A 22,345-nucleotide genomic window follows, 5' to 3' on the forward strand; every position below is an offset into this window, starting at 1 on the left:
CGAACCTGCCTGGTGGGAGCCGACCTTGTCGGCGATGGCTACAGGGTCGCCGCGACTTCGCGGATCACCGTGGTGGCATAAGCCCCGGCGGGAAGCCCGAAGGAGACCTCCAGCGCTCCGTCCTCGAGCCAACGCCACGAGAACTCGCGCGGTTGCAGGCGCAAGGCCCGCCGCTCCTGGTCCATCCGCGCATCGGCGAGCCCCTTGGCCAGGTCCTCGTCGCGCGCCGCCACCGCACGCTCCAGCTCCCCCGCCGCCGCCGAGGCAGGCGTTTCGCCACGCCCCCACAGGGGGCCGGATGGGTGGATATCGAACCGCGCAAGCCGCTCCGCCAACGTATCGTCGAATGGCTCCGGGCCGAACCACGAGCGTGAGCCTTCCAGCGACCATATCTCGCCGTCCATCGGCGCATCCCAGCAACCGGCGCCCACGCGCTCCGCGAGTACGCCATTGAAGATATGCGAGCGCGCCGCCGAGAGCAGGATCGACCGCTTGTCGCGATCGACACGGCGGCCACCGAACATGGCCCGCGCCTGCGCAACATTGTTGCCGCCAAGACCGAAGCGCTGCTCACCGAAATAATTCGGCACGCCGCGCCGGCCTACCGCGCCCAGCCGCTCTTCGGCGGCCGCGCGATCGCCTTCGATATCGCGCAACACAATGACGAAGCGATTGCCGCGAAGCGCCCCCCGCTTGATCTTGCGCGAATGCCGGCCGAGCGAGCGGATCGTCACGTCGGTGTGCGGAAACGCCGACCAGTCCGGGTCGGCCTTGCCTGGCAACTGCACCGTGAACACCTGCCGGGTCACCGCGTGACGGTCCTTCATGCCCGCGTAGCCCACGTTCATCGGCGCGGTACCGGCGAACCTGGCCAGTTCGCGCGCCACCCAGTCCGTGTTCGCACCGCGCTTCTCCACGACGAGGAAGGCATGCTCGCCAGCGCCATCGGCCTCGTAACCGAGGATTTCCTCGACGAAGAAATCATCGGGTGTCGAACGCAAACAGGCACGCAGCGGCGGTGCGCCGAAGGCGAAAGGAAGTTCGTTGTCGCTCATGGAAAGCCTTTACAGCAGAAACAGCGTGGCGAGGCCGAGGAAAATGAAGAAGCCACCGCTATCGGTCATCGCGGTGATGAGCACGCTCGAACCCAGCGCGGGGTCGCGCCCGAGCTTGGTCATCAGCATGGGAATGCCCACGCCCATGAAGGCGGCGAGCAACAGGTTAAGGGTCATCGCCGACATCATCACCAGGCCCAGCGATATGCTGCCGTAGAGCAGCCACGCGACGATGCCGATCGCGCCACCCCACACGATGCCGTTGACCAGGGAGACCGTCATCTCCTTGCGCCACAAGCGCCGGGCCTGGGACACGCCGATCTGTTCCAGCGCCATCGCGCGAACGATCATGGTGATGGTCTGGTTGCCGGAATTGCCGCCTATACCCGCCACGATGGGCATCAGCGCGGCCAGCGCCACGAGCTTCTCGATCGAGTGTTCGAACAAGCCGATGACACGCGAGGCGATGAAGGCGGTGACCAGATTGATGGCCAGCCATGCCCAGCGGTTGCGCACGGATTTCCATACCGAGGCGAAGATATCTTCTTCCTCGCGCAGGCCGCCGCGCGACAAGGCTTCGGTTTCACTCTCTTCACGGATGAAATCGAGCATGGCGTCGACGGCGATACGCCCGATCAGGCGCTGGTTCGCATCGACGACGGGCGCGGTGACCAGGTCGTAGCGTTCGAACGCCTGGGCCACGTCATAGGCGTCGTCCTCGGGGCGGAACGTATTCACGTCGGGCGCCATGATCTCGTGAACCATCTTCTCGGGCGAGTTCACCAGCAGCCAGTGCAGCGGCAGCACGCCGGTGAGCACGTTGTCCGAGTTGACCACGAAAAGCTTGTCGGTCTGCGCCGGCAGTTCGTCGAAGCGGCGCAAGTAACGCAGCACCACCTCGAGGCTGATGTCCTCGCGGATGGTGACCATGTCGAAATCCATCAACGCGCCGACCTGGTCGTCCTCATACGACATGGCGGCTTGCACGCGCTCGCGCTCCTGCGCGTCGAGGCTGGCCATCAGCTCGGGCAGCACCTCGGTCGGCAGGTCGTCGACGAGGTCGGCGAGTTCATCGGCATCCAACGGTTCGACGGCGGCGAGGATCTCGCTGTCGTCCATATCCGCGATCAGGGATTCGCGAACCGAGTCGGATACCTCGAGCAGGATGTCGCCGTCACGATCGGAACGCACGCGCTGCCAGACGGCGAGGCGGTCTTCCAGCGGCAACGATTCCAGCACGTCCGCCAGATCGGCCGGATGCAAGTCGTCGAGCCGCGCCTGGAGTTCCGCATCGGCGGCCTCCAGCGCGGCCTCATCGCCGTCCGGCGCGGCTCCCGCGAACGCGAGCAGGCCTTCGCGGCGGCGCAAGAGGTCGACGATCGTCTCCAGCCTGTCGTGTAGACGGGGCGTGGAGGCGCGCGGCTCGTTCTCGCTCATGCGCGCAGCACCAGCACCGTGGCCAGCGCGGCGATGCCCTCGCGGCGGCCAGTGAAGCCGAGCGTCTCGGTGGTGGTCGCCTTGATGCTGATGCGATCGATGTCCACGCCGAGGTCGGCGGCGATGATCTCGCGCATGCCCAGGGCATGGGGGCCCACCTTGGGCGCCTCGCAGATGATCGTCATGTCCGCGTTGCCGAGCACGTAGCCGCGCTCGGACAACATGGCCGCCACGGCGCGGACGAAGCTGCGGCTGTCGGCGCCACGCCAGCGATCGTCCGAGGGCGGAAAGTGCTTGCCGATATCGCCCAGCGCCAGGGCGCCGAGCAAGGCGTCGCAAAGCGCATGCAACACCACGTCACCGTCGGAATGCGCGAGCACACCCTGCCCATGCGGCACACGCACGCCACCCAGCATCACATGGTCGCCTTCGCCGAACGCGTGGACGTCGAATCCCTGGCCTATGCGCATTACCGTGTCCTCCCTAGAAGGAACTCGGCCAGCGCGAAATCGGCCGGCGTCGTCACCTTGATGTTGTCTTCCGATCCTTCCACCAGCAGGGGCGATACGCCGGTACGCTCCATGGCCATCGCCTCGTCGCTCACCACGATACCCGCCTCGGCGGCAAGGCGAAGTGCATGCGCCAACGCAGCGCGGCGGAACATCTGCGGCGTGAAGGCACGCCAGCGACCATCGCGCGCTTCGGTGGCGATGCTGTGACACCCTGCGTCGGCACGTTTCAGGGTATCGCGCAGGGGCGCGCCGAGCAGGCCGCCCTCCCCCTTCCCCGCGAGTTCGACCAGGCGTTCGATGTCAACGGCGCGCACGCACGGCCGCGCGGCGTCGTGCACCAGCACGAACTCATCGTCCGCCACGCCGGCCGGCAGCGCGTGCAGGCCGGCCAGGACCGAAGCACTGCGCTCACTGCCTCCGACGGTGACGATCAACGGCTTGCCGCCGATGGTATCGGTGGCCGCGAAATGCGTGTCGTCGGCCGCGATGGCCACCAGCAACCCGGCAATACGTGGATGTGCCGCCAGCCGTTCCAGCGTGTGATCGATGAGTGGCCGGCCGGCCAGCCACTGGTATTGCTTCGGCCGGTCGCCGCCGGCCCGGACACCCTTTCCGGCGGCCGGCACCACGCACCAGAGCGCGTCCATCACTGGCCGCCGGGGGCGATGGGCGGCGGAGGCGGTGGCGCGCTGGTCGCGGCACCCGGCTCCACCACCTGGTAGAACGTCTCACCCGGCTTGACCAGGCCCAGTTCCTGACGCGCGCGCGCCTCGGTGGCCTGCTCGCCGTGCTTCAAGTCTTCCACGTCCGCGGCGAGCGCCTGGTTGCGCTTCTGCAAGCTGGCGTTTTCGTCGGTCTGCTTCTTGACCGACTCGCGCAGCGAATCGACCTCCGCCATGCCCCCACCGCCGACCCACAGCTTCAGCTGCAGCGCGATGAGGACGATGACGAGGATCAGGCCGATCCAGCGCAGGATTGCCGCGTTACTCAAGGCACGACTCAGCCGGGCAGCTTCGACAGGCTCGGGAAGGCGTTGCGGCCGGCGTACGTCGCCTTGGCACCGAGCGCTTCCTCGATCCGCAGCAACTGGTTGTACTTCGCCACGCGGTCGGTACGGCAGAGCGAGCCGGTCTTGATCTGCGTGGCGGTGGTGGCCACCGCGATGTCGGAGATCGTGGTGTCCTCGGTTTCACCGGAGCGGTGCGAGACGATCGCCGCGTACTTCGCACGATCGGCCATGGCGATGGCCTCGAGCGTTTCGGACAACGTGCCGATCTGGTTGACCTTGATCAGGATGGCATTGGCGATCTTCTTGTCGATGCCTTCCTGGAAGATCTTCGGGTTGGTCACGAAGAGGTCGTCGCCGACCAGCTGGATACCTTCCCCGATGGCCCTGGTGAGGTGCGCCCAGCCGGTCCAGTCGCCTTCGGCCATGCCGTCCTCGATGGTGACGATGGGGTACTGCTTCGACCACGACGCCAGCGTGTCCACCCACTGTTCCGGGGTGAACACCTTGCCCTCGCCTTCCAGGTCGTACTTGCCGTCCTTGAAGAATTCCGAGCTGGCCACGTCGAGGCCGAGCAGGATGTCGCTGCCGACCTTGTAGCCGGCCTTGGTCACCGCTTCCAGGATCGTGTCCAGCGCTTCCACGTTGGACTTGAGGTTCGGCGCGAAACCGCCTTCGTCGCCCACCGAGGTGTTGAGGCCACGTCCCTTCAGTACCGACTTCAGCGCGTGGAAAATCTCGGCACCGTAGCGGAGCGCCTCGGCGAAGCTCGGTGCGCCCACCGGCAACACCATGAACTCCTGCACGTCGACGTTGTTGTCCGCGTGCGCGCCGCCATTGATGATGTTCATCATCGGCACCGGCAGCGAACCGCCACCGTCCACCATCAGGTACTGCCAGAGTGCCTGCTTCTTCGACGCGGCCACGGCGTGCGCGGCGGCCATCGAGACGCCGAGCAAGGCGTTCGCGCCAAGCTTGCCCTTGTTCTCGGTGCCATCCAGCGCGATGAGCTTGCCGTCGAGGCCCTTCTGGTCCGCGGCGTCATAACCGTTCAGCGCGGAGGCGATCGTGGTGTTGACGTTGCCCACGGCATGCTTCACGCCCTTGCCGCCGTAACGGCCCTTGTCGCCATCGCGCAATTCGACCGCTTCGCGCGTACCGGTGGAAGCGCCGCTCGGCACGGCGGCGCGGCCGAAGGAACCATCGGCCAGGGTGACCTCGGCTTCGAGGGTGGGATTGCCGCGGGAATCGAGGATTTCGCGGGCGTGGATTTTCGTGATGGACGTGGTCATGCGGTTCCCGTTACGAGTTGGAATGACTAAAGAAGGTACCGACCAGCGCGAGGCCGGCGGTACCGATCAGGATGAGTGCGTTCAGTCCGAGCCCGATCGCGCCGAACGTGCGGCGGCGGTCCTGCCGGCGCAGGGCGATGAAGCCCAGCACCAACCCGACGAGGGAAAGGACGAGGAAGGCGCAAATGACGAGGCCGATGACGCCGAATACCGGCAGGTGCTGTTCCGGATCTCCCGACGCGACCATCAGCGCGGAGAAAGCGATGCCGGCCAGGACGACGAGACCGGATACCAAGGCGATGACGAACGAGGCGATGCCGTGACCCGATTGCGGCATGCGTGCCGCACGCTGGCGAGGTTCGCCGGCGTCGTGGATCGCGTTGTCCTCAGTCATCCGGCCTGTCTCCCCGGGACCTTTGCGGTCCCGCCGTTGGAATGCCGGCGCATGGCGCACCGGATTCCGTCAATCATACCGTTCCGGAGGAACGATCAAGCGTGGTTCTTGAATCCGCGGCGCTTCACGGCGCCATCGAGTTCCATCAGGGTCTCGAGCAGCTCTTCCATCTGGTCGAGCGGCCAGGCGTTCGGGCCGTCGCTCAAGGCCTTTGCCGGGTCCGGATGGGTCTCGGCGAAAAGCCCGGCCACCCCGACGGCCACGGCCGCGCGCGCCAGCACCGGCACGAACTCACGCTGGCCGCCGGAACTGGTGCCCTGCCCCCCCGGCAGCTGCACCGAATGCGTGGCGTCGAAGACGACCGGGCAATTCGTCTCGCGCATCACCGCGAGCGACCGCATGTCGGAGACCAGGTTGTTGTAGCCGAAGCTCGCGCCACGCTCGCAGACGAGGATGTCGTGGTTGTCCACGTCGAAGGCCTTCTGCACCACGTTCTTCATGTCCCACGGCGCCAGGAACTGGCCCTTCTTGATGTTCACCGGCTTGCCGGCGCGGGCCACGTTCTGGATGAAATCGGTCTGGCGACAAAGGAAGGCCGGGGTCTGCAGCACGTCGACGACGGCGGCGACCTCGTTCATCGGGGTGTACTCGTGCACGTCGGTGATGACCGGCACGCCGATCTGCCGCTTCACCGCCTCGAGCACTTTCAGGCCCTCTTCCAGCCCCGGTCCGCGGAAGCTGGAACCCGACGAACGGTTGGCCTTGTCGAAGCTCGACTTGAAGATGAAATTGATGCCGAGGCGACTGGTGATTTCCTTCAGCTTGCCGGCCACATCGAGCTGCAACTGCATCGACTCGATGACGCAGGGACCGGCGATCAGGAACAGCGGCTGGTCGAGACCGGCCTCGAAACCACAAAGCTTCATGCGGCGGACTCCTCGGAACGGATGGCGAGCTTGTCGCCGTCGCGGACGGCCTTGTACTCGCGCGCCGCGCGTACGAAGCCGATGAACAGCGGATGGCCCTCGCGCGGCGTGGAGGTGAATTCCGGATGGGCCTGGCAACCCAGGAACCACGGATGGACCTGGCGCGGCAGTTCGATGATCTCCACGAGCAGGTCGTCCATCGACTTGCCCGAGATCACCAGGCCGAGGTCCTCGAACGACTGCCGGTAACGGTTGTTGAACTCGTAACGATGACGATGACGCTCACGCACCACGTCTTCGCCATACAGTTCGCGTGCCAGGGTGCCTGCCTTGAGGCGGCACTCCTGTGCACCCAGGCGCATGGTGCCGCCGAGGTCGGAGCGCTCGCTGCGCTGTTCGGTTTCACCCGTGGCGGTGGTCCACTCGGTGATGAGGGCGATGACCGGGTCTGGCGTGTTGCGGTCGTTTTCGCTGGAATCGGCCTGGGTCAGGCCTGCCGTGTTGCGGGCGAATTCGACCACCGCGGCATGCATGCCATAGCAGATGCCGAAGTACGGGATGCCGGTTTCGCGGGCGAACTGGGCGGCGAGGATCTTGCCCTCGAAGCCACGCTTGCCGAAGCCACCGGGCACCAGTATGGCGTCGGCGTCGCCAAGCACCGTCCGGGCGCCGCGTGCCTCCACGTCTTCGGAATCGACCCAGCGCAGGTTCACCCGCGTCGATTGCTTGATGCCGCCGTGGCGCAGGGCCTCGCCCAGCGACTTGTAGGCGTCCTTGTGTTCCACGTACTTGCCGACGATGGCCACGGTGACCTCGTCACGCGGATGCTCGACGGCCTCGACCGTGCGCTCCCAGCTGGACAGGTCGGCCGGACCGGCGTCGAGGCCGAGACGCTTGATGACCAGTTCGTCCAGGCCCTGTTCGTGCAGCCACATCGGCAGCTTGTAGATGACATCGACGTCGATCGTGCTGATGACGGCGTTCTTCGGCACGTTGGTGAAAAGCGCGATCTTGTGCCGCTCGCCATCGGGCAGCGGCTCTTCGCAACGGCACAGCAGCACGTCGGGCTGGATACCGATCGAGCGGAGTTCCTTCACCGAATGCTGGGTCGGCTTCGTCTTGATCTCGCCCGCCGCCTTGATATACGGCACCAGGGTGAGGTGCACGAACATGCACTTCTCCGGCCCATGCTCGATGCGCAACTGACGGATCGCCTCCAGGAACGGCAGCGATTCGATATCACCGACGGTGCCGCCGATCTCGACCAGGGCCACGTCGAAACCGCGGGTGGCCTCGTGGATGGAGTGCTTGATCTCGTCGGTGATGTGGGGGATCACCTGCACGGTGGCACCGAGGTAGTCGCCGCGGCGCTCCTTGCGGATCACCGATTCGTAGATCTTGCCGGCGGTGATCGAATTCTTGCCGGTCAGCCGGGTGCGGACGAAGCGCTCGTAGTGGCCGAGGTCGAGATCGGTTTCCGCGCCATCGTCGGTGACGTAGACCTCACCGTGCTGGAAGGGACTCATGGTGCCCGGATCCACGTTGATGTACGGATCGAGCTTCATCATGGTCACGGAAAGACCGCGGGCCTCTAGGATCGAGGCAAGCGACGCCGCTGCGATGCCTTTCCCAAGGGAAGACACCACACCGCCGGTGACGAAAATCAGGGGAGTCATGCGAGCAGCCAGTGCTGGAAATTTGTATTTTACCTAAGCGAGCCCCCGCTCGCGAGTGGTACCTGAATGGAAAGCCGAAGCGTCCTCCCACGCCGATGCCATCCTGTCGGGGGAACCGCGCTTCCCACGGCCGCTTCTCCCGATACCATGTGCGGATGAATGCCTCCCAGATTCCCGCCCGCCTCCAGGCCCTTCGTGCCGCCATGGCCCGCGAAGGCGTCGCCGCCGTCGTCGTTCCCACGGCCGACCCGCACCTGTCCGAGTACCTGCCGCCGCGCTGGCAGGCGCGCCAGTGGCTGTCCGGCTTCACCGGATCGGCCGGCACCCTGGTGGTGACCGCCACCGGCGGCGGACTGTGGACCGATTCCCGCTACTTCGCCCAGGCCGAGGGTGAACTGGCAGGCAGCGGCCTCCCCCTGATGAAACTGAACGTGGCGCACACACCGGAACACGTGGCCTGGCTGGCGGAGCAACTCGGCGCTGGCGACGTCGTCGCCGTGGCCGGCGACAGCTTGTCCGTCGCCAGCGCCGAAAGCCTGTCCAGGCGTCTGGAAACCGCCGGCTCCCGCCTGCGCACCGACCTGGACCTGCCCGCCGCCGTCTGGACCGATCGGCCCCCGCGGCCCGAGGCGCCCGTCTACGCCCACGCGGCCCCGTTCGCCACGGTCGAGCGAGCCGACAAGCTGCGCCACGTGCGCACGGCGATGCGCCGGGCCGGAGCCACGCATCATCTGCTTTCCAGCCTCGATGACATCGCCTGGCTGATGAACCTTCGCGGCGCCGACGTCGAGTACAACCCGGTATTCCTGGCCCACCTCCTGATCGAGGACGCGCGGGCCACGCTTTTCGTCGATGCCGCCAAGGTACCGGCCGGGCTGAAGGCCGTGCTGGCCGCCGACGGCATCGCCCTGGCCGATTACGGCACCGTTGCCTCGGCGATCGCCGCGTTGCCGGACGATGCGGTGCTGATGTACGACGCCAGCCGCGTCGTCGTTTCCGTATTGGAAGGCCTGCCCGCGAGCGTGAAGCATGTGCGTGCGCCACATCCATCGACCGCGCAGAAGGCGCGCAAGACCGCGGAGGAGCTGGACCATATCCGCGACGTGATGCGACGCGACGGCGCCGCGCTGGCCCGTGCGTTCCGGCACATCGAGGCGGCGCTCGCCGCTGGCCAGGCGCTGACGGAACTGGACGTGGACACGATCGTGCGCGCCGCGCGCGAGGCCCAGGCCGGTTTCGTGGGTGAGAGCTTCTCCACCATCGCCGGCTACCAGGCCAACGGCGCCCTGCCGCATTACCGCGCCACGGAAGCCTCGTTCAGTCCCCTGGCCGCCAAGGGATTGCTGCTGGTCGACTCCGGCGGCCAATACCTCGGAGGCACCACCGATATCACGCGGGTGCTCGCGCTGGGCCCGGTCACCGACGAACAGCGCCGCGACTCGACCCTCGTACTGAAGGGCATGATCGCGCTGTCGCGCGCGCGTTTTCCCAAGGGGGCGAGTGGACCGCAGCTGGACGCGCTCGCCCGTGCGCCGCTCTGGGCCGCCGGCATGGATTTCGGCCATGGCACCGGCCATGGCGTGGGCTACTTCCTCAACGTCCATGAAGGTCCGCACGGCATCCGCCCACCCGTGGCCGGCGGCGCGCTGGTGCCGCTGGAAACCGGGATGATCACCTCGATCGAGCCCGGCCTGTACAAGCCGGGCCGCCATGGCATCCGCCACGAGAACCTCGCCGTGGTGACCCAGGCCGACTCGACCGAATTCGGCGAGTTCCTGGCCTTCGAGACGCTGACGCTCTGCCCCTTCGACCGCCGCGGCCTGGAGCCGCGCCTGCTGGAGCCCTCGGAACGGGCCTGGCTGGACGATTACCACGCCACCGTCCGCGCCGCGTTGTCCCCGCTGCTCGACGGCGCCGACCGGGAATGGCTGGAGTGGCACTGCGCCCCTCTCTAGCATCCCAACGCTGGCCCGACCGCGAATCTCACGGGCTGATACGGGAATCGCCCAGGCTTGACCATCTTGGGGACCTGACCCCATCCTGCCCGGCTACGTCACACCCGCGAAGACCATGAATACTCGCTACAACGCCTCAGACATCGAAGTCCTCAGCGGTCTTGACCCCGTCAAGCGCCGCCCCGGCATGTACACGGACACCTCGCGGCCGAACCACCTCGCCCAGGAAGTCATCGACAACTCCGTCGACGAGGCGCTCGCGGGCCATGCGAAGACCATCGAGGTCACCGTCTTCAACGACGGCTCGGTCGAAGTGACCGACGATGGCCGCGGCATGCCCGTGGACATCCATCCGGAAGAGAAGGTCCCGGGTGTCGAACTGATCCTCACCCGCCTGCATGCGGGTGGCAAGTTCTCCAACAAGAACTACGCCTTCTCGGGCGGCCTGCACGGCGTGGGTGTCTCGGTGGTCAACGCGCTGTCCACGCGCGTGGACGTCACCATCCGCCGCGATGCCCAGGAATACCGGATGAGCTTCGCCAATGGCGATCGCTCAAGCGATCTCGAGGTGATCGGCAGCGTCCCGAAGAAGAAGACAGGCACCACGTTGCGCTTCTGGCCCGATCCGAAGTATTTCGATACACCGCGCATCCTCGTCTCGAAACTGAAGCACCTGCTTCGCGCCAAGGCGGTGCTTTGCGCCGGTCTCACCGTGCGCCTGCTCGACGAGTCCTCGGGCGAAACCACGGAGTGGTACTTCGAGGATGGCCTGCCGGATTACCTGCGCGGCGAACTCCAGGGCGCCGAGGCCTTGCCGGCCGAATTGTTCGTGAAGCATTTCTCCCGCGAAACCGATGCGCTGGACGTGGCCCTCGCCTGGCTGCCGGAAGGCGAGCTGGTCCAGGAAAGCTACGTCAACCTGATCCCCACCGCGCAAGGCGGCACGCACGTGAATGGCCTTCGCTCGGGCCTCACCAACGCCATTCGTGAATTCTGCGACCTGCGCAACCTGCTGCCGCGTGGCGTGAAGCTGGCGCCGGAAGATGTATGGGAACGGCTGGCCTTCGTCCTCAGCGTGAAGTTGCAGGACGCGCAGTTCGCCGGCCAGACGAAGGAACGCCTGTCCTCGCGCAGCGCCGCGGCCATCGTGGAGGGCGTGGTGCACGACGCCTTCAGCCTGTGGCTCAACCAGCACGTGGACACCGGCGAGAAGATCGCCCAGCTCGCCATCGAGCGGGCCAGCGCACGCCTCAAGGCGGCCAAGCAGGTGGTGCGCAAGAAGATCACCCAGGGCCCCGCCCTGCCCGGCAAGCTGGCCGACTGCGCGGCCACCGACCTCACCCGTACCGAACTCTTCCTCGTCGAGGGCGACTCGGCGGGAGGCTCGGCCAAGCAGGCGCGCGACAAGGATTTCCAGGCGATCCTTCCGCTGCGCGGCAAGATCCTCAATACCTGGGAAGTCGAATCGGGCGCGGTGCTGGCTTCACAGGAAGTGCATGACCTCGCCGTGGCGATCGGTTGCGATCCCGGCAAGGACGATCTCTCCAGCCTGCGCTACGGCAAGGTGGTGATTCTCGCCGATGCCGACTCCGACGGCCTGCACATCGCCACACTGCTCTCGGCATTGTTCTTGCGCCATTTCCCTTCACTGGTGCGCGAAGGCCATGTATTCGTGGCCATGCCGCCACTGTTCCGCGTCGACGTGGGCAAGCAGGTGTTCTATTGCCTGGACGAGGAAGAAAAACGCCTGATGCTGGAGAAGGTCGAGCGCGAGAAAATGAAGGGCGCCGTCAGCGTCACTCGCTTCAAGGGCCTGGGCGAGATGAATCCCGCGCAGCTGCGCGAATCCACCATCCATCCCGATACACGCCGCCTCGTGCAGCTGACGGTCGAGGCGGACGACGGTACGCAAAAGCTCATGGACATGCTGCTGGCCAAGAAGCGGGCCGGCGACCGCAAGCAATGGCTGGAAGACAAGGGCGACCTGGCGACACTCGAAGTCTGAGGGCATAGCGAAAAAGCCCGGCTCGCGCCGGGCTTTTTTATGACTTGAATCGGCGACAGGGTCGGCTCCCACCAGGGGGGACGCGATGCCCGGGCTCGGTGAGAGCCGACCCTGTCGGTGATGCTCCCGCGCTTACCGCCGGCTGCGAATCGCCCCGATCAGCGCACGCGTGGCGCCGTCGAACTGAGACAGGTCGCCCGCATCCTTGTCGTTGCTCAGCGAAGGCAGGATCTGCTTGGCGATGACCTTGCCCAGTTCCACGCCCCACTGGTCGAACGCGTTGATGCCCCACAGGTGGCCCAGCAGGAACACCTTGTGCTCGTACAGCGCGATCAGCGCACCCAGCGAGTGGGGGGTGAGCGAGTCGAGCATGAACACGGTGCTGGGGCGGTCGCCCTTGAACGTACGCTGCGCAGCCAGCGCGCGGCGCTCTTGCTCGGTTCCGGTTTTCGCCTCGGCCAAGGCCTCGTCGAAGGTCTTGCCCAGCGACAGCGCGGCCGCCTGCGCGAGCAGATTGGACAGCAGCACGTCGTGGTTCTCGCGCAGCGGATGCGCCGGCTTCACCAGGCCGATGAACTCCAGCGGCACCGTGTCCGTGCCCTGGTGCAAGGCCTGGAAGTACGCATGTTGCGCGTTCGTGCCGATGCTGCCCCAGACGACCGGCACGGTCGACTGGCGCACTTCGCTGCCGTCATCCGGATGCACATGCTTGCCGAGGCTTTCCATCTCCAACTGCTGCAGGTACGACGGCAGGTCGGCCAGCGAGTCGACGTACGGCACCACCGCCCGGCTGCTTCGGCCGAGGATGTTGCGGTTCCAGAATTCGGCGATGGTCAGCAGGACAGGAAGGTTGTCCTTCCACTCCGCCGTAAGGAAATGGTCGTCGGCTTCGGCGGCACCGGCGAGCAACTCGCGGAACCCCTTCATGCCGATGGCGAACGCGATCGAGGCACCCACGGCCGACCACAGCGAAAAACGGCCGCCGACATAGTCCCACATGGGCAGCACCTGCGAGGCGCCCCACTTGTGTACGGCCTCGTCGTTGGAGCTCACGGCGATGAAATGTTTCGAGGTCCTGGCCTCGTCGGCGCCGTTGGCCTTCAGTATCCAGTTGCGGAACACGCCGCCGTTGAGCAGCGTTTCCTGCGTGTTGAAGCTCTTGGAAACCAGGATCACCAGCGTGTGCGCCGGGTCGAGCTTCTTCATCAGGTCGTAGGCGGCCTGGCCGTCCACATTGGTCAGGAAGTGGCTCGTGATGCCCTTGACGTGGAACTGCTCCAGCGCATGCACGGCCAGCCGCGGACCCAGGTCCGACCCGCCGATGCCGATGTTCACCACGTCGGTGACACGTCCGATCAGACCGACGGATTCGCCCTCGCCCTTATGCACGGCGTTGACGAGCAGTTCCATCTTGTCGAGCGCATCGGCGACGTCCTTGCGGACCTCGGCCGGTGCCGCCGGATGACGCGACGCACCACCACGCAGGGCGGTATGCAGGACCGCGCGGTCTTCGGAGGTGTTGATGTGCTTGCCGGCGAACATGGCGTCGCGGGCGGCTTTCCAGCCGGTGCTCTCGATGTATTCGCCCACGGCGTCGAGCGCGGCGATGTCGAGCTTCTGCCGCGACACGTCGAGGAGGATCGGGCCCATGCGACGGCGCAGACGCTCACCGCGGGCTTCATCCTGGACGAGATCGCGGAGGGTGGTCTTGGCGAGACGGGAGGCATGCTCCTCGAACGAGGGCAACGGTGCGTGCTTTGATTCCATGGCTTCCACTTGGCTGCAACGGAGGGGGGAAGCGGCGATGTTACCGCAGTGCAGCGTAAGTGGATTGCATGGATGTTGCGTGGCTGGACAGGAGACCGGCGGGAGAGCATCGCCGACAGGGTCGGCTCCCACCAGAACCTTCGAGGCTGCAGCCGGACTTGACCCGCCGTGCCTGGTGGGAGCCGACCCTGTCGGCGATTGCCCGCTGCCCTCAGGCGGCCTGCTTCGGAATCGAATGGTTCGTGTGCGTGATGCGGTTGTGCGCATCGACGTAGACGAGGTCCGGCTGGTACTTGGCCATTTCCGCCTCGGAAAGTCCGACGAAGGCGGCGATGATCACCAGGTCGCCCGTGGACACACGGCGCGCGGCACTTCCGTTCACCGAGATGATGCCCGAGCCCTCTTCCGCACGCAGCGCGTAGGTGACGAAGCGCTCACCGTTGTTGATGTTCCACGCGTGGATCTGCTCGTATTCGCGGATGCCCGCGGCATCGAGCAGGTTGCCATCGATGGCGATGGAACCTTCGTAGTTCAGCTCGGCGTGAGTCACCGTGGCCCGGTGGATCTTGCACTTGAGCATGTTGAGGTGCATGGCGGTCTCTGGGGTTCGTCGATTACAAAAACGCCCATTCTAACGGAGGGTTGCCCGTCCGTCGTGAGGGCTTCCTCTGTCGGTGCGCTTTATGGGGGAGCCGGCGCGGAAACGCAAGTCCCCGTTTGTGAAAGGATTCAGTCGAAAGGCAGGTTGTCGATCAAGCGAGTGGCGCCGAGCCGGGCGGCGACCAGCGCCACCAGGCCTTCCCGTTCGTCGGGACCGGGTTCGGCCAGGTCCTCGGCGCGGCGGATGGCCACATAGTCGGGCACGAAGCCCGCCCGCTCCAGGCGTGCCTTCGCTGCCTGCTCCAGCGCCTGCCAGGCGTGACCCTGGCGGAAGAGCTCGCGCATCTGCACGAGCGTGGCGTAGATCTGTGGCGCCCTCGTCCTCTCCTGGGCGGACAGGTACTGATTGCGCGAACTCATGGCCAGCCCGTCGTCGTCGCGCAGGGTCGGCGCGGACATCACCTTCACCGAGAGGGAGAGGTCGGCGACCATCCGCTCGATCACCTTCAGCTGCTGGAAATCCTTCTGGCCGAACACCGCGATGTCCGGCTGGACCAGGCTGAACAACTTGGCGACCACGGTTGCCACGCCATCGAAGTGGCCCGGACGGCAGGCGCCTTCCAGCGTATCGGTGATGACCGGCACATGGATGCTCACGCTGGCGGCGGGACCGAAGGGATACATGGTGGCCACTTCGGGGGCGAACAGGATATCGCAGCCCGCTTCCGCCAGCCCGGCCTGATCCTGGGCCAGCGTGCGCGGATAGCGCTCGAAATCCTCGCCGGGGCCGAACTGCGTCGGGTTGACGAACACGCTGGCGACGACCCGGTCGGCACGAGCCCGGGCGAGCTTCAGCAGTGAGTGATGGCCCGCGTGCAGGTTGCCCATGGTCGGCACGAAGCCGACGTTCTGGCCGGCGGCGCGCCAGCCGCGGATCGCGGCGCGGATGGCCGCCGCATCGGTGACGGTCTGCATGGTGGTGCCCTCAGGTGAAGCTGTGCTCGACGCCGGGGAAACGCTTCTCGCGCACATCCTCGACGTAGGCGCCGATGGCGCCCTGGATGGAATCGCGTCCCGCGAGGAAATCCTTGGAAAAGCGTGGCCGCTTGCCCGGCGTGAGGCCGAGCATGTCGTACACCACCAGTACCTGGCCGTCGCAGTCCACGCCTGCGCCGATCCCGATGGTGGGGATCGAAAGCCCGGCGGTGATCCGCGCCGCCACGGCGGTGGGCACGCATTCCAGCACGAGCAGGTCGGCACCCGCGGCCTCCACGGCCCTGGCATCGGCCAGGAGCTTGTCGGCGGCGTCCTGCGTCTTGCCCTGGACCTTATAACCGCCGAACTTGTTCACCGACTGCGGGGTGAGACCAAGGTGCGCGCATACCGGGATGTCACGCTCGGCCAGCGCGGCAATCACCTCGCAGATGCGCCCGGCGCCCTCGATCTTGACCATGGCCGCGCCGCCCTGCGCGACCAGTCGTGTCGCGGTCTCCATCGCCGAGGGAACATCGCGATCGCTCATGAACGGAAGGTCGGCGACCAGGAGGGTCGACGACAGCCCGCGCGCGACCGCGGCGGTGTGGTAGACCATTTCGTCGACCGTGACGGGCAAGGTACTCGACCGCCCCTGCACCACCATGCCCAGCGAATCGCCAACCAGGGCCACGTCGACCCCGGCGGACTCCAGTTGCGCGGCGAAACTCGCGTCGTAGGCGGTGAGCATCACGATCTTCCTGCCTTCGGCTTTCATCGCCTTCAGGCCCGGCACGGTCACCGGCTTGCGTGCCGGTGCGCTCGTTTTTTCCACGTACACGCTCTTGTCGCCTTGTTGGGTGAAAGCGGAATTGTCCGCCTACGTGAGCGGTATCTCAAGGAACCATGGGCGCGGGGTGCAGACGCGCCCGCCATGCCGTGTCATCGAGGTGCAGGTCCGTCTCCGAAGGCTCCACCCCCGCCAGGGCCTCCGGGGTGACCTTGCCCAGGGCGAAGGAAATACCGGCATAGCGCTCGTAGTCCGCGAGGCTGCGCCGCCCTCCCAGCCAGGCCGGGGGCGGCACGGCCGGCATCCCGTGCATGCCGAAAGCGGCTTCCACCGCCTTCATCGAGCGCTTGCCCAGGGCGGCCCCATCCAGCGCGGTCTCGCCCCGCTTCAACGCCGTGCGCTGGTCGTCCCATACCTTGGGCGCATCCGTCCTTCCGTAGTAATGCCACACCACGTGCCGATGCGGATGAAACAAGTCATAACCATGCGTATACGCCCGGACCGCCAGCGTGATCTCCTCGGTATTGAAATAATGGTCCGGATCGGCAGGGACATCACGCACGAAGCTGCCGTCGGTGAAAGCGAAGCCGCCGCTGAAAAAGCGCGCCGGAATGGGTCCCAATTTTCCTGCAGGGGAGACGATGAGGGTCGACGCCGTACGTATCACACCGAGTCCGCCGAAGCCCACGAAGTCGATCTGGTAGCCCTCGTTGCACGGTTCGGCGACGGGCTCACCTGGTACGTAGGCTGGCGGGTGGGCCACCAGCACGGGATGCGGGCGCCGCGTGGAACGCACGCTCTCCAGCAGGTCGATGAGCTCGCTGTCCCAGTGCCGGGCGAAACGATGATGGGAATCCAGCTGCAAGGTGTAGTCCTCGCCGTCGAAGCCCCGCTGCGCCATCGCCCTCGCCCAGCCGCAACCGCGCGATTCGTTCATCGAATAATCGAGTACGTCGACCACGGTTCCAGCGCGGCTCAACCGGTGCCGCAAGCGCCCTTCGAAAACGCCGGTCTGAACGCGGAAGCCCGCCTCGGCGAACACATCGCTGCGCTCGCTCTCATCGTGCTGCCAACACACCGTCACATGCACGCGGCCGGGACGACGAGCCCGGTCGATCATGTCGATGAGGGTGGGGATCAATTCGGGGTCCCTGTACGCGGGGATCTGCACGAAGATCGTCTTGCCGTCACGTTCGTCCATAAACGCTCCACGGGATGCCTGTCCTGGCATCGCCGATCCTACTCTCCGCGCCAGGATCTAGGGAAGGACCACGCAATCCTTCGTGTCCACCGCCCTTAGCAGGTCCGCCACGCGTCCATGCCCGGGCACGGCCTGTCCGGGGTCGAGGTCGGCCAGCGGCAACAGGACGAAAGCGCGTTCGGCGATCCGAGGATGCGGCAGGCTCAGCCGGTCGTCGTCGAGCACCCGGTCCCCATAGAGAAGCAGGTCGAGATCCAGCGTCCGTGGCCCCCAGCGCTCACCATCGCGCACCCGGCCGAAGGCCTGTTCGGTCTTCAGCAGGACATCCAGCAAGGCGTGCGGCGACAACGTGGTATCCACCGCGATAGCCGCGTTGACGAAATCGGGTTGGGGGACCGGCCCCCACGGCGGCGTCCGGTAGAACCGGGAGCAGCCGGCGAGTGCGAGGCCTGGCTCCCCGGCGAGCCGTGCGATGGCCGCCTCGAGCCGCTGCCGGACATCGCCGAGATTGCCGCCCAGGCCGATCGAGGCGCGAACGCTCACGCTCCGCCCGAATCGCCTTTACCGCGGCCAACGGGCTTGCGCCTGCGGCGGCGCTTGCGGGCGGGTGCCGCGGAGGCCGCCGTCGCCTCGTGGGACGGCACGCCACCGCCGCCCAGGGCGGCGGCGAGCATTTCCGGCGGCAACTGCTGGGCATGCGCCCACCACTCGCCGAGTTCACGCATGCCTGCGGATTCATGTGCGCGCAGCAACAGGAAATCGAAGGCGGCGCGGAACCGTGGATGCGACATCAGGCGGAACACGCGCTTGCGGTGGATCTGCTCGAAGCGCGGCTGCAACGCCCAGATCTCCTCCATCGTGAAGGTAAAGCGGCGCGGGATCGCCACGCGCTGGCACTGTTCGCCGACGACATGCACGGCGGCGCGCTGCCATGCCTCGTTGGCGTCGTAGCCCTGGGCGATCCAGCCGTTGGCCTGGTCGCGCACTTCGCCCCACAGCAGCACCGCGTACAGGAAGGCCGGGGTAACCGACTTGCCCTCGGCGATGCGCGCATCGGTGTTGGCGAGGCCTTGTTCCACGAGCGCACGAAGCGCGTGGTCGCCGCGTTCCAGCGCGCGCGCCGTGGCCGGGAACAGGAACTTCAGCAAGCCGCAGGCCTCGAGCATCTTGAAGCTCTTCAAGCCGTGGCCGGCGAGGAACAGCTTCAGCGACTCGTCGAACAGCCGCGCCGGGGCGGCTTCGCCCAACAGATTGCCCAGGGTCGCGAACGGTGCCGACGCCGCGGGATCGATCTTGAAATCGAGCTTGGCGGCCAGCCGCGCCGCACGCAGCATGCGAACCGGGTCCTCGCGGTAGCGTTGCTCCGGATCGCCGATGAGGCGCATCGAGCGGTCTTCGAGGTCACGCATGCCGCCGACATAGTCACGCACGCTGAAATCGGCGATGTCGTAGTAAAGGGCGTTGACCCGGAAATCGCGGCGGACCGCGTCTTCCTCGATCGATCCCCAGATATTGTCGCGAACGATCCGTCCATCGACGATGTGACGGTCGCCTTCACCACCCTCTTCACCCGTGCCGCGGAAGGTCGCCACCTCGATGATCTCGGGCCCGAACACCACATGGGCCAGCCGGAAGCGCCGGCCGATCAGGCGGCAGTTGCGGAACAGCCCCTTCACCTCTTCCGGCGTGGCGTTGGTGGCCACGTCGAAGTCCTTCGGATGCCCGCCCAGCAGCAGGTCGCGGACGGCGCCGCCGACGAGGTACGCGGCAAAACCGGCGTCGTGCAGGCGATACAGCACGCGCAGCGCGGCCTTGCTGATGTTCTTGCGGGAAATGGAGTGCTGGTCGCGCGGAATGATGCGCAGTACCGGCGAAACGTCACTCCTGGTTTCAGAATTCAAGCGATCGAGGTCCTGGCGAGCGCTCCGGCGCCCGTTCAAGTAGCTGCCCCCACCGGCGGGCGGTGTCGGGATGAATGGGCCCAATGTAACGAATTCGACCCAGTTCGACGAGCGGCCATAAAGTCGTTGCCGGACGCCGTAATTTGGATATACTAGCGCGCTTCGTACCCCCGGTACGACCCGCTCCCTTCGTCTAGTGGTCCAGGACACCGCCCTCTCAAGGCGGGAACACGAGTTCGAACCTCGTAGGGAGCGCCACTTTCCTTCCGGCGCCGAACCGTTCGCATGACCTTTGTCGTCACCGACAACTGCATCAAGTGCAAGTACACGGACTGCGTCGAGGTGTGTCCCGTCGACGCATTCCACGAAGGCCCGAACTTCCTCGTGATCAATCCGGACGAGTGCATCGACTGCACCCTCTGCGAGCCGGAGTGCCCGATCAACGCCATCTATCCCGAGGACGATGTCCCCGCGGGCCAGGAGGCCTTCGTCGCGCTCAATGCCGAGCTATCCAGGGAGTGGCCGGTGATCACCGAGCGCAAGGACGGCCTTCCCGATGCGAAGGAATGGGAAAACAAGCCCGGCAAACTGGCCGAGCTCAAGCGCTGACGCCCCGCCGTGGAAAGACCCCTAGGGGCCTTTGTCATGGAATCGCCTGTTCCCAGAAGGAATAGGTGAACGATGCCGGCCCGTTCATCACCGTGGGAAGCGTCACTCGGACCACGGGCACCCAACGCTTGTAACGGGTATTGAAGTCTTGCTGGTTCGCCTTCGCCTCGTTCAATGCGGCCGTATTCCCGGAAATCCAGAAGAACGCTTCCAGCGGGATATGGCTGTCGTTCTGGGCCCACGTCCCGATCTTGACCTCGTTCTGTATGTTGAACGCCGTTTTGCCGAGCGCGTTCCGGATAAGCGCGAGTTGCGCGAACGCCTGGTAGGCCCCCGCGGTACCTGGCTTCATCATGAATACGCACTGCTCCTGATAGAGCGCGCCGGCTCCGAACCGGGCCATCCATTGGGCGCTGGTGGTGATCCCCATTGCCTGGCAAGAACCCGTGCCGGCAACCGTCGACGGACCACAACCGTCCCTCTCCGGCGAATTCCTGGTATCCGTGGCGCCATCGACGGGAAATGCGCAAAGCACCGTCAACTGGGTATAGCCGTCGCCGGGACTGTCCGCGTAGAAGTGCGGGAGGATGATGAATCCCGTGTAGTAACCCCTGGCCAACGCGCCCAGTGCGTTGTCCTTGCGCAACCAGGAAAACGACACGCCTTGTGGCTGCGCGTTGCTCATGTTGGGGTTCCAGATATCGTATCCCGCCCCGCGATTGACCGTGCGTAGCAGGATTCCCGAACACAACACCGCAGGCAGCGGATTCGGATCATCGGCATACTTCCGACAGTCCGCCACGGCATCGTCATAGCGCTCCTGCAAATGCGCCGCCACGGTCGCTCCCTCGCCGTCGTGAGCTCCTTGCACCACGTTCGACACGTGTGCCTGCCGCATGCCCGTCGACGTCCGCGCATCCTGCGTCGGCACGCCGGCACAGCCTCCCAGCAATACCAGCATCACGCCAAGCAACGTCCAGTGTTCGTACCGCTTCATGATCCTCTCCTTCCATGGTGGTTCGTGCGACGGCAGCCCGGTGCGGCGCGGCACGGCGGGCCTGGTTCCTCAAGGCACCGCCTGCTCCCCGGACACGTATTCGAACGTGGCATGTGCACTCGCATTGGCGGGCAAGGTCATGCGGAGGATGGGCCGCCAGGGCCCACCCGCCCGGATGAAGTCCCTCTGCATGCCTTGCGCGGACGGCAGTCCCGTACCGCCACCGGCGTAGAAAAAGGCGGCAAGCGGGATGGTCCCGACGATGTTCTGCGGCCATTCGGCGACGATCAGTTCATTCTGCGTCTGGAACGAAAGCGTCCCCAACCCACTCATCGTCGACGGGAGCAAGGCGAACATCGTCGAGGCGCCAGGAGTGCCTGTCTTCGTCGTGAATCCGCACTGGTGCGAATTCGGGTAGTCGGTGACGAGCCGGTAATGACTGAGCCAGGCGGCGGTCGTGGTGATGCCCTGGGCCTGGCAGGGCCCGCTCGTCGCCGGGTGGCGGACATTGGCACCGCAACCGAAGCTGCCTCGCGCGTCGGAATTCGCATCGATCGGATACGCGCAAAGCACCTCGATCGGGTAATAGGGGAAGGTTCCCTGGTAGTCCTTCGGCACGAACAGGAAACCGGCGTCGTAGCCGAAAGCCAGCTTGCCGAACTTGGCGTCCTGGCGCAGCCACGAGAACGACACACCCCCCACCTTCGGACTATTCGGGTTGGGGTTCCACACGCCGAAAGCCGCGGAATACTGGCCGCCACGCAAGAGCACGCCCGAACAGTGGAATGCAGGACGGCCGCTACCGCAATCGGCCGGGGTCAGGGCGTAGAGGCCTTGGAACAACAGGGCCATGTTCCGTCCTTCCTCGTCGTTCGTGTTCTGCGGCGCGACGACGCCTCGCGACAAGACGGAAGCTGCCGATGGAGGCTGTGGCGTGGGAAGGTGTGGCGGTGCCGAGGCACACGCGGTCAGGAGGGCGAGCAACAAGCAGCAAAGCGCGCGCCATGCGCGCAGGGTCATCACATCCATGCGTCGAACTCCTTTTCAAGGAAGGCGCCCCCGAGGGAGCGCCAGCCCGTTCCGTTGCTACAACTTGGTGCCGCAATATCCGCAGTAGACCCACCCTATGGCAGAAGCGTTGCCGCACGTAGTGCAATACCCCGAGGCCACGGGTGGCCGCGGCGTCGGCAACGGTCCTGGAGGCGGCGTCGGTGCGGAAGTAGGCGGCGGCGGGGGCGGCACCGGTGCCG

21 protein-coding genes and 1 tRNA gene are annotated in these 22,345 nt (G+C 66.0%); 4 read left to right on the plus strand and 18 right to left on the minus strand.

Going from position 1 to position 22,345, the window contains the following annotated elements:
- Window positions 1-38 precede the first annotated feature (38 nt).
- The 9 genes from truD to J2T07_RS04990 form a co-directional block, all read right to left on the minus strand.
- Entirely contained in the window at window positions 39-1,055 is a 1,017-nt protein-coding gene (gene truD, locus J2T07_RS04950) for a tRNA pseudouridine(13) synthase TruD (protein WP_306847744.1), read from the minus strand.
- Window positions 1,056-1,064: 9 nt separating this feature from the next.
- Window positions 1,065-2,492 (minus strand): magnesium transporter, encoded by a 1,428-nt coding sequence (gene mgtE, locus J2T07_RS04955; RefSeq protein ID WP_306847746.1) that lies wholly within the window; start codon window positions 2,490-2,492, stop codon window positions 1,065-1,067.
- Window positions 2,489-2,962 (minus strand): 2-C-methyl-D-erythritol 2,4-cyclodiphosphate synthase, encoded by a 474-nt coding sequence (gene ispF / locus J2T07_RS04960; protein ID WP_306847747.1) that lies wholly within the window; start codon window positions 2,960-2,962, stop codon window positions 2,489-2,491. The genes mgtE and ispF overlap by 4 nt, the downstream gene beginning before the upstream one ends.
- Window positions 2,962-3,651: a 2-C-methyl-D-erythritol 4-phosphate cytidylyltransferase gene (ispD, locus tag J2T07_RS04965; protein ID WP_306847749.1), complete on the minus strand. Its 690-nt coding sequence runs from the start codon at window positions 3,649-3,651 to the stop codon at window positions 2,962-2,964. The genes ispF and ispD overlap by 1 nt, the downstream gene beginning before the upstream one ends.
- Complete coding sequence (gene ftsB, locus J2T07_RS04970) at window positions 3,651-3,980, minus strand: cell division protein FtsB (protein ID WP_306847963.1); 330 nt, start codon at window positions 3,978-3,980, stop codon at window positions 3,651-3,653. Before ftsB ends, ispD begins: the two co-directional genes overlap by 1 nt.
- 23 nt (window positions 3,981-4,003) lie before the next feature.
- On the minus strand, window positions 4,004-5,302 hold the full coding sequence (gene eno / locus J2T07_RS04975; protein WP_306847751.1) for a phosphopyruvate hydratase: 1,299 nt from the start codon (window positions 5,300-5,302) through the stop codon (window positions 4,004-4,006).
- Between the two features lie 10 nt (window positions 5,303-5,312).
- On the minus strand, window positions 5,313-5,696 hold the full coding sequence (locus tag J2T07_RS04980) for a hypothetical protein (protein ID WP_306847752.1): 384 nt from the start codon (window positions 5,694-5,696) through the stop codon (window positions 5,313-5,315).
- Between the two features lie 95 nt (window positions 5,697-5,791).
- Window positions 5,792-6,622 carry a 3-deoxy-8-phosphooctulonate synthase gene (gene kdsA / locus J2T07_RS04985; RefSeq protein WP_306847755.1) on the minus strand — a complete coding sequence of 277 codons (831 nt, stop codon included), beginning with the start codon at window positions 6,620-6,622 and terminating at the stop codon, window positions 5,792-5,794.
- Window positions 6,619-8,298, minus strand: coding sequence for a CTP synthase (locus tag J2T07_RS04990; protein WP_306847757.1), 1,680 nt, complete (start codon window positions 8,296-8,298; stop codon window positions 6,619-6,621). Before J2T07_RS04990 ends, kdsA begins: the two co-directional genes overlap by 4 nt.
- 155 nt (window positions 8,299-8,453) lie before the next feature.
- On the opposite strand from J2T07_RS04990, the gene J2T07_RS04995 reads away from it, so the two are divergent.
- Window positions 8,454-10,253, plus strand: a complete 1,800-nt coding sequence (locus J2T07_RS04995; protein WP_306847760.1) for an aminopeptidase P family protein — start codon at window positions 8,454-8,456, stop codon at window positions 10,251-10,253.
- Between the two features lie 115 nt (window positions 10,254-10,368).
- Window positions 10,369-12,258 (plus strand): DNA topoisomerase IV subunit B, encoded by a 1,890-nt coding sequence (gene parE / locus J2T07_RS05000; RefSeq protein WP_306847762.1) that lies wholly within the window; start codon window positions 10,369-10,371, stop codon window positions 12,256-12,258.
- 132 nt (window positions 12,259-12,390) lie between these two features.
- Here parE and pgi read toward each other — a convergent pair whose 3' ends face one another.
- From pgi to pcnB, 7 genes are all read right to left on the minus strand, one after another.
- A complete protein-coding gene (gene pgi / locus J2T07_RS05005; protein ID WP_306847764.1) occupies window positions 12,391-14,025 on the minus strand; it encodes a glucose-6-phosphate isomerase in 1,635 nt (544 codons plus the stop codon).
- 211 nt (window positions 14,026-14,236) lie between these two features.
- Window positions 14,237-14,617: an aspartate 1-decarboxylase gene (gene panD / locus J2T07_RS05010; protein WP_306847766.1), complete on the minus strand. Its 381-nt coding sequence runs from the start codon at window positions 14,615-14,617 to the stop codon at window positions 14,237-14,239.
- A gap of 137 nt (window positions 14,618-14,754) precedes the next feature.
- Window positions 14,755-15,600 (minus strand): pantoate--beta-alanine ligase, encoded by an 846-nt coding sequence (panC, locus tag J2T07_RS05015; protein WP_306847768.1) that lies wholly within the window; start codon window positions 15,598-15,600, stop codon window positions 14,755-14,757.
- A 10-nt stretch (window positions 15,601-15,610) separates the two neighbouring features.
- The gene (panB, locus tag J2T07_RS05020; RefSeq protein WP_306847771.1) at window positions 15,611-16,438 is read right to left on the minus strand and encodes a 3-methyl-2-oxobutanoate hydroxymethyltransferase; all 828 of its coding nucleotides are present in this window, start codon (window positions 16,436-16,438) and stop codon (window positions 15,611-15,613) included.
- A 55-nt stretch (window positions 16,439-16,493) separates the two neighbouring features.
- Complete coding sequence (locus tag J2T07_RS05025; protein WP_306847773.1) at window positions 16,494-17,588, minus strand: GlcNAc-transferase family protein; 1,095 nt, start codon at window positions 17,586-17,588, stop codon at window positions 16,494-16,496.
- Window positions 17,589-17,645: 57 nt separating this feature from the next.
- Window positions 17,646-18,131: a 2-amino-4-hydroxy-6-hydroxymethyldihydropteridine diphosphokinase gene (gene folK / locus J2T07_RS05030; protein WP_306847775.1), complete on the minus strand. Its 486-nt coding sequence runs from the start codon at window positions 18,129-18,131 to the stop codon at window positions 17,646-17,648.
- Window positions 18,128-19,489, minus strand: coding sequence for a polynucleotide adenylyltransferase PcnB (pcnB, locus tag J2T07_RS05035; RefSeq protein WP_306847776.1), 1,362 nt, complete (start codon window positions 19,487-19,489; stop codon window positions 18,128-18,130). The genes folK and pcnB overlap by 4 nt, the downstream gene beginning before the upstream one ends.
- A gap of 182 nt (window positions 19,490-19,671) precedes the next feature.
- Here pcnB and J2T07_RS05040 point away from each other — a divergent pair.
- Window positions 19,672-19,747: transfer RNA gene (locus J2T07_RS05040), tRNA-Glu, on the plus strand.
- A gap of 27 nt (window positions 19,748-19,774) precedes the next feature.
- Complete coding sequence (gene fdxA / locus J2T07_RS05045) at window positions 19,775-20,098, plus strand: ferredoxin FdxA (RefSeq protein ID WP_306847778.1); 324 nt, start codon at window positions 19,775-19,777, stop codon at window positions 20,096-20,098.
- A 34-nt stretch (window positions 20,099-20,132) separates the two neighbouring features.
- On the opposite strand, the gene J2T07_RS05050 is transcribed toward fdxA, so the two are convergent.
- The gene (locus tag J2T07_RS05050) at window positions 20,133-21,095 is read right to left on the minus strand and encodes a hypothetical protein (RefSeq protein ID WP_306847780.1); all 963 of its coding nucleotides are present in this window, start codon (window positions 21,093-21,095) and stop codon (window positions 20,133-20,135) included.
- A 69-nt stretch (window positions 21,096-21,164) separates the two neighbouring features.
- Window positions 21,165-22,124, minus strand: a complete 960-nt coding sequence (locus tag J2T07_RS05055; RefSeq protein WP_306847782.1) for a hypothetical protein — start codon at window positions 22,122-22,124, stop codon at window positions 21,165-21,167.
- Window positions 22,125-22,345 lie beyond the last annotated feature (221 nt).

Source organism: Luteibacter jiangsuensis, from assembly GCF_030812295.1.
GTDB classification, from domain to species: Bacteria; Pseudomonadota; Gammaproteobacteria; order Xanthomonadales; family Rhodanobacteraceae; genus Luteibacter; species Luteibacter jiangsuensis_A.

What these genes read in the sequence shown, in the direction of transcription:
- truD (WP_306847744.1), bottom strand. Translation starts at nt 1,055, where the DNA reads ATGAGCGACAACGAACTTCCTTTCGCCTTCGGCGCACCGCCGCTGCGT.
- mgtE (WP_306847746.1), bottom strand. Translation starts at nt 2,492, where the DNA reads ATGAGCGAGAACGAGCCGCGCGCCTCCACGCCCCGTCTACACGACAGG.
- ispF (WP_306847747.1), bottom strand. Translation starts at nt 2,962, where the DNA reads ATGCGCATAGGCCAGGGATTCGACGTCCACGCGTTCGGCGAAGGCGAC.
- ispD (WP_306847749.1), bottom strand. Translation starts at nt 3,651, where the DNA reads ATGGACGCGCTCTGGTGCGTGGTGCCGGCCGCCGGAAAGGGTGTCCGG.
- eno (WP_306847751.1), bottom strand. Translation starts at nt 5,302, where the DNA reads ATGACCACGTCCATCACGAAAATCCACGCCCGCGAAATCCTCGATTCC.
- J2T07_RS04980 (WP_306847752.1), bottom strand. Translation starts at nt 5,696, where the DNA reads ATGACTGAGGACAACGCGATCCACGACGCCGGCGAACCTCGCCAGCGT.
- kdsA (WP_306847755.1), bottom strand. Translation starts at nt 6,622, where the DNA reads ATGAAGCTTTGTGGTTTCGAGGCCGGTCTCGACCAGCCGCTGTTCCTG.
- J2T07_RS04990 (WP_306847757.1), bottom strand. Translation starts at nt 8,298, where the DNA reads ATGACTCCCCTGATTTTCGTCACCGGCGGTGTGGTGTCTTCCCTTGGG.
- J2T07_RS04995 (WP_306847760.1), top strand. Translation starts at nt 8,454, where the DNA reads ATGAATGCCTCCCAGATTCCCGCCCGCCTCCAGGCCCTTCGTGCCGCC.
- parE (WP_306847762.1), top strand. Translation starts at nt 10,369, where the DNA reads ATGAATACTCGCTACAACGCCTCAGACATCGAAGTCCTCAGCGGTCTT.
- pgi (WP_306847764.1), bottom strand. Translation starts at nt 14,025, where the DNA reads ATGGAATCAAAGCACGCACCGTTGCCCTCGTTCGAGGAGCATGCCTCC.
- panD (WP_306847766.1), bottom strand. Translation starts at nt 14,617, where the DNA reads ATGCACCTCAACATGCTCAAGTGCAAGATCCACCGGGCCACGGTGACT.
- panC (WP_306847768.1), bottom strand. Translation starts at nt 15,600, where the DNA reads ATGCAGACCGTCACCGATGCGGCGGCCATCCGCGCCGCGATCCGCGGC.
- J2T07_RS05025 (WP_306847773.1), bottom strand. Translation starts at nt 17,588, where the DNA reads ATGGACGAACGTGACGGCAAGACGATCTTCGTGCAGATCCCCGCGTAC.
- fdxA (WP_306847778.1), top strand. Translation starts at nt 19,775, where the DNA reads ATGACCTTTGTCGTCACCGACAACTGCATCAAGTGCAAGTACACGGAC.
- J2T07_RS05050 (WP_306847780.1), bottom strand. Translation starts at nt 21,095, where the DNA reads ATGAAGCGGTACGAACACTGGACGTTGCTTGGCGTGATGCTGGTATTG.
- J2T07_RS05055 (WP_306847782.1), bottom strand. Translation starts at nt 22,124, where the DNA reads ATGGATGTGATGACCCTGCGCGCATGGCGCGCGCTTTGCTGCTTGTTG.